The 5,977-nt window shown below is 52.0% G+C and carries 4 protein-coding genes and 1 pseudogene; 2 read left to right on the forward strand and 3 right to left on the reverse strand.

Features of this window, described 5'->3' with window-relative positions; translation table 11 throughout:
* The coding region (locus KHQ23_RS26055) for a mannose-1-phosphate guanylyltransferase/mannose-6-phosphate isomerase (protein ID WP_211776998.1) at positions 1-1,305 on the reverse strand (1,305 nt) is incomplete at its 3' end.
* A 1,077-nt stretch (positions 1,306-2,382) separates the two neighbouring features.
* Here KHQ23_RS26055 and KHQ23_RS26060 point away from each other — a divergent pair.
* Complete coding sequence (locus KHQ23_RS26060; protein WP_040204214.1) at positions 2,383-3,387, forward strand: NAD-dependent epimerase; 1,005 nt, start codon at positions 2,383-2,385, stop codon at positions 3,385-3,387.
* A 400-nt stretch (positions 3,388-3,787) separates the two neighbouring features.
* Complete coding sequence (locus KHQ23_RS26065) at positions 3,788-3,910, forward strand: small membrane protein (protein ID WP_004144151.1); 123 nt, start codon at positions 3,788-3,790, stop codon at positions 3,908-3,910.
* A 424-nt stretch (positions 3,911-4,334) separates the two neighbouring features.
* On the opposite strand, the gene ugd is transcribed toward KHQ23_RS26065, so the two are convergent.
* Together ugd and KHQ23_RS26075 are read right to left on the reverse strand one after the other, a co-directional pair.
* The gene (ugd, locus tag KHQ23_RS26070; protein ID WP_000704907.1) at positions 4,335-5,501 is read right to left on the reverse strand and encodes a UDP-glucose 6-dehydrogenase; all 1,167 of its coding nucleotides are present in this window, start codon (positions 5,499-5,501) and stop codon (positions 4,335-4,337) included.
* A 163-nt stretch (positions 5,502-5,664) separates the two neighbouring features.
* Positions 5,665-5,977 (reverse strand): annotated as a pseudogene (locus KHQ23_RS26075) (phosphomannomutase CpsG); the annotation flags it as partial.

Consider the following 5,977-nt stretch of genomic DNA (forward strand, 5'->3'; position numbering starts at 1 on the left):
GTGCTCGGCGCCAATCGGAATAAAAGTGGACTGGTTCTCGGTCAGCAGGAACTGCTTGCCGTTGACCGTCACCTGGCCGGTGCCGGCGAGAATGACCCAGTGCTCGGCGCGGTGGTGGTGCATCTGCATCGAGAAGGCGCCGCCCGGTTTCACGGTGATGCGGTTGACGTTGAAGCGCGGGGTCTGGACCACCACGTCGCAGCGGCCCCAGGGACGGTAAATCTCGCGGTGGCGCTTGTACTCGCTGCGCTGGTTCTGCTTGAGGAACTCGACCGCCTTCTTCACGTCCTGGGAACGCTCGCGGTTCATCACCAGCACGGCGTCCTTGGTGCTGACAATCACCAGGTTCTCCACGCCGATGGCCGCCACCAGCTTCTCGTCGCTGTTGATGTAGCAGTTTTCGCTGTTGTGCACCCACGCGTCACCGCTGAGGACGTTACCCTGCTCATCTTTCGGGCTGACCTCCCACAGGGCGGACCAGGAGCCGACGTCGCTCCAGTCGGCATCGAGACCGACCACCACCGCGTCGGCGGTTTTCTCCATCACCGCGTAGTCCACGGACTCGTCCGGGCACTCGCAGAAAATGTCATGCGGAATGCTGATGAAGTCGCTGCCGTTATCGGCGGCATTGACCGCGGCCTGGCAGGCTTCGAGGATATCCGGGCGGAATTTGGCCAGCTCGGAGAGGTATTTTTTGGCGCGGAACATAAACATGCCGCTGTTCCAGTAGTACTCCCCGGAGGCGAGGTAGGCCTCGGCGCGCTCGCGGTCCGGCTTCTCCACGAAGCGGGCCACCTGGTACGGGGTGTGGGCGCTGTCGGTGAGGGCCACGCCGCGCTGGATGTAGCCGTAGCCGGTTTCCGGGGCGTTCGGCACGATACCGAAGGTGACCAGATGGCCTTCATCGGCATACTGCTCGGCGACGCGGATGGCGTCGTGGAAGACCGGCTGGTTATTGATGATATGGTCGGCGGCGAGGACCAGCATCAGCGGGTCATCGCCGTGACGGGTGGCCTGAAGGGCCGCCAGGGCGATGGCCGGGGCGGTGTTGCGCCCGACCGGCTCAAGAATAATGTTGTTCGACAGCTTGTTGAGCTGGCGCAGCTGTTCAGCCACCAGGAAGCGGTGCTCTTCGTTACAGATGACCATCGGTTCATGGATTTCAAGGCCCGAGAGTCGGGTGATGGTTTCCTGCAGCATGGAGTTCTGCCCGAACAGGCGGAGGAACTGTTTCGGGTAAAGCTCGCGAGACATCGGCCAGAGACGACTGCCGGTACCACCAGCCATAATTACAGGAAGTAACATAATGAAATCCTTAAATAAATAATTGCTTTATTTTACTATCAATCAATCGACTGTCGGGTGGAATGGCCTTTTCAGGCACGCTACCGCCATTGGCTGTCGCAACCAAAATGCGTACTGCTCCCGTGCTCCAGGCTAAACGCCACCCGCTTTCGCTTCAGGCTATCGGCAGATCGTTCACTCAGCGGCCTGAAAAGCCAGTCTGTCAGAACGGGGGGCCTGAAAACCTAAAAGCAGAGATATGCCTTGAGACATATCTCTGCTTTTAATATGCATCTGTTCCTCACCTGGCCGCCAAACGCACCACACTTTCCTCATTTGCCGCCGAATTAACCATCAGGACTTTCTCATTTACGCAGGGTATAACGTCTGCGCTTTTCGCCATCGATGAAAGAGAAACGGGCGACCTGCCGATGTGAGCCAGCAGCAAAAGGGAGCGTTCACGATGCGGGGAAAGAGAAGAAGAGACATCGTCTTCGCCGCCAGGGAGACAGCGCGCGCTCAGGCTTGATGGCCCTTTGCACACGGCGGCGGCGCTATGTTCCGACAGGTGGGATAAACGACTCATGCTCTACAATGCACATTCCACAAAGAAAATCGTCCGCAGATTATAGCGCTGGACGCCGGGAATAAAAATAAAAAAGCCTACTGATTAATGGATTACTCAAATAATACACATCTTAAACATTCATTAAACAAACGAAACAAAAATAAGCCTCTGATATAAAAGACAAAACACAGGAAAGTACGAAGCGATTTTTGCCCATTTACTAAATGTTCCGCTGACGAAAAATATAACTTTAAGCAAAATTACGCCGTCCCGGAGGGTATGGGCTGCCTTTAGGGTATCGCCACGAATCGCTAAACCACCGACCGGTCACAAGGTTATTATTCGGAGGCTAACAGTCAAATGAGAAATGTTGTTATTTATCAGCCTTTGCCACCGCAGTTTTGCCAGAAAAAACGTCCTTCACCTCTCGCCTGGCGGGTAAGACGCGGCAAAGCAAGTGATCCCAACCGCAAGCCAGTGTAAAATCGGCACTTATGTAGAACGGGATATCCACACCCCGGAGGAAAAATATGAAGTTTTTGGTCACTGGTGCCGCAGGTTTTATCGGCTTCCATATCGCGCAGCGCCTGCTGAATGAAGGGCATGATGTTGTCGGAATCGACAACATGAACGACTATTATGACGTCAGCCTGAAGCAGGCCCGTCTGGATCGCCTGGCATCTCCGGCATTCCATTTCCAGCAGCTGGATCTGGCCGACCGTGAAGGTATGGCAAAGCTGTTCGCCACAGAGCAATTTGATCGTGTGATCCACCTGGCCGCCCAGGCCGGTGTGCGCTACTCGCTGGAAAACCCGTATGCCTACGCAGACGCTAACCTGATGGGGTATCTGAACATTCTGGAAGGCTGCCGTCATACCAAGGTGAAACACCTGGTGTACGCCTCCTCCAGCTCGGTTTACGGCCTTAACCGTAAAATGCCGTTCTCCACCGAAGATTCCGTCGATCATCCGGTCTCCTTGTATGCCGCCACCAAGAAAGCTAATGAGCTGATGGCGCACACCTATTCTCACCTGTACGGCATCCCGACCACCGGGCTGCGCTTCTTTACAGTTTATGGTCCGTGGGGTCGCCCGGATATGGCGCTGTTCAAGTTCACGAAAGCGATGCTGGAAGGAAAAAGTATCGACGTTTACAACTACGGCAAAATGAAGCGCGACTTCACCTATATCGACGACATCGTCGAGGCCGTGGTTCGGGTGCAGGATGTGATCCCGAAGGCCAATGCCGGCTGGACCGTTGAGAGCGGTTCCCCGGCCACCAGCTCCGCGCCGTACAGGGTATATAACATTGGCAACAGCTCACCAGTGGAACTGATGGACTACATCACTGCCCTGGAAGAGGCGCTGGGAATGGAAGCGCAGAAGAATATGATGCCGATCCAGCCGGGAGATGTGCTGGACACCAGCGCAGACACCCAACCGCTGTATGACCTGGTGGGCTTTAAGCCGCAAACGTCAGTGAAGGACGGCGTGAAGAACTTCGTGGAGTGGTATAAGGATTACTATCAGATCTAATCTCCCTGCCCTGCCGCAATCGTCTGATTGCGGCAACCCCTTCTATGTAACCTCCGTTATCCTGACTATGTGTCGACGGAATGCACATTCATTATTTTTTATATAATATTTTGTGCTATAGACGCTATTTTTGCCTTTTTACTCGCCCGCCTGAAACCAGTTTCATCCAGCCTTTTTCAGAAAAGCAAATATCCGCGCGCCAGGCACTCAAACTTTTCTGGTATCCAGACCAATTTGGTTAGCGGAAACAGCATTATATGCTGATTGATAAAAAACATTACTATCTGTAGGAATTTTCCTAAATCCAGGATATGTTAGAGCAAGCCATGCAACAGCACAAAACTGATGTATTGCTTATCAAATTAATAATTCAATCAACATACGCCCTGTGGTAGATATTATGGAAAACCTATTTTTCTTAGTGGTCGCTGCCATACTACTTGCTGTTTCCGTTTATTTCTTAATTTCTTATTTAAAAGACAGAAAGAAAACGAAACTGACGTTTAATAAACGCAAGTGGTAAGGCCCGATCCATATTGCAATTAGATTAAGATAATATTAAGAGATAAAAAAATGATATGACAGAATGACTATTCATTCTGCGTTTTGGCATGGCCTTAAGGCAAGAAAAAATAACGCTACTCGCGCCCTGTCCCTCGTTTTTTCATAGGACATAAATAACAAAAGCCTGCGTTGCAGGCTTTGTTTTACCTCCCGGCGCTTATCTCCGGCATCTACATCACAGTGACGGTAGCTCTTCACAAGGTAAGTTTAACTTATCGGACCTGTTTTCAACCCGCAACGGCTTTTGAGCAGGATCGTAATGTCCATCACAATTTATTGAGGTTAATCTGAATGAGCGGAAAATAGGCTCGGGGAAGGAGAAATGAGGAAGGGATAAAGGAACACACTGGCGGCGGCAGGCCGCCAGTGACAGACAAACAGGATTAATCGTTGCCAAACAGATCGCGGGTATAAACCTTATCTGCAACATCCGCCAGCTCTTCCGCCATACGGTTAGAGATGATCACATCCGCCTCTTGTTTGAAGGCATCCAGGTCGCGCACGACGCGGGAGTTGAAGAACTCATCTTCCTGCATCACCGGTTCATAGATAATAACCGGAATACCTTTCGCCTTGATGCGCTTCATAATGCCCTGAATAGAAGAGGCACGGAAGTTGTCCGAACCACTCTTCATGATCAGGCGATATACACCCACCACTTTCGGCTTACGAGCGAGAATAGAATCCGCGATAAAGTCTTTACGGGTACGGTTGGCATCGACGATAGCCGCGATGATATTGTTCGGGACCGATTCGTAGTTCGCCAACAGCTGCTTGGTATCTTTCGGCAGGCAGTAGCCGCCATAGCCAAAGGACGGGTTGTTGTAGTGGTTGCCGATACGCGGATCCAGGCATACCCCTTCGATAATCTGTTTGCTGTTCAGCCCCTGGCTTTCAGCATAGCTGTCGAGCTCGTTGAAATAGGCAACGCGCAGCGCCAGATAGGTGTTAGCGAACAGTTTGATCGCTTCCGCTTCGGTGGAGTCGGTAAACAGGGTTGGGATATCCTGCTTGATCGCGCCTTCTTTCAGCAGATCAGCAAAACGTTCGGCACGCGCAGAGCGCTCACCGATGACAATACGCGACGGGTGCAGGTTGTCGTACAGCGCACGTCCTTCACGCAGGAACTCCGGAGAGAAAATAACATTATCAATCCCTAAACGTTCTTTGATGTCGCGGGTGAACCCCACCGGGATGGTCGATTTAATGATCATCACCGCGTTCGGGTTGATCTCTGTGACATCGCGAATAACCGCTTCCACTGTAGAGGTGTTGAAGTAGTTGGTTTTGGGATCGTAATCGGTCGGCGTCGCAATGATCACGTAGTCGGCATTACGGTATGCGTCGTGCTTATCCGTGGTGGCACGGAAATTTAACGGTTTTTCTGCCAGATATTCCTGAATCTCTTTATCGACAATCGGAGAGATCTTCTGGTTAAGCATATCCACTTTGGCCTGCACGATATCCAGGGCCACCACTTCGTGGTTTTGCGCAATCAGGACACCGTTCGATAAACCAACATAACCTGTACCGGAAATAGTAATTTTCATGAGATTACACTTTAATCAGTTAACTGGGTAATGGCGGATAGCCACGAATTTTAATAATGCTGTGGGCGGTTTTACGCTTTGACCTGTGGGATGTCAAGAATAAGCCATAAGGTCAAAAATACGATTAAAATCTGACCCTATGGCTTCCGTTATGGTTAATGCATTACTTGAGGAGGGCTAAAATCTCTTCGGTTTTTGCATTCATTAACGCAGTATCCGCTCTGGACTCAACGTTCAGACGCACCACCGGCTCCGTGTTGGACGTGCGCAGGTTAAAGCGCCACTCAGGGTATTCAATACTGATACCGTCCGTTGTGTCGATGTGTGCGGCCGCCGGCTCATACTGCGCCCGGATGCGCGCTATCGCCTCCGCCGCATTCCCCAGCTTGCGGTTGATCTCTCCCGACGCCGGGAACGCCGCCTGGCGGTCCGCCACCAGCGATTTCAGCGAGCTGTTCTTCAGGCACAGCAGCTCC

Origin of the sequence: Klebsiella sp. 64 (assembly GCF_018223915.1) — a bacterium.
Classification (GTDB): Bacteria; Pseudomonadota; Gammaproteobacteria; order Enterobacterales; family Enterobacteriaceae; genus Klebsiella; species Klebsiella pneumoniae.

Bases quoted from the DNA above. Each gene is read 5' to 3' on its own strand.
- KHQ23_RS26065 (WP_004144151.1), top strand. From the start codon at position 3,788: ATGGAAAACCTATTTTTCTTAGTGGTCGCTGCCATACTACTTGCTGTT.
- KHQ23_RS26060 (WP_040204214.1), top strand. From the start codon at position 2,383: ATGAAGTTTTTGGTCACTGGTGCCGCAGGTTTTATCGGCTTCCATATC.
- ugd (WP_000704907.1), bottom strand. From the start codon at position 5,501: ATGAAAATTACTATTTCCGGTACAGGTTATGTTGGTTTATCGAACGGT.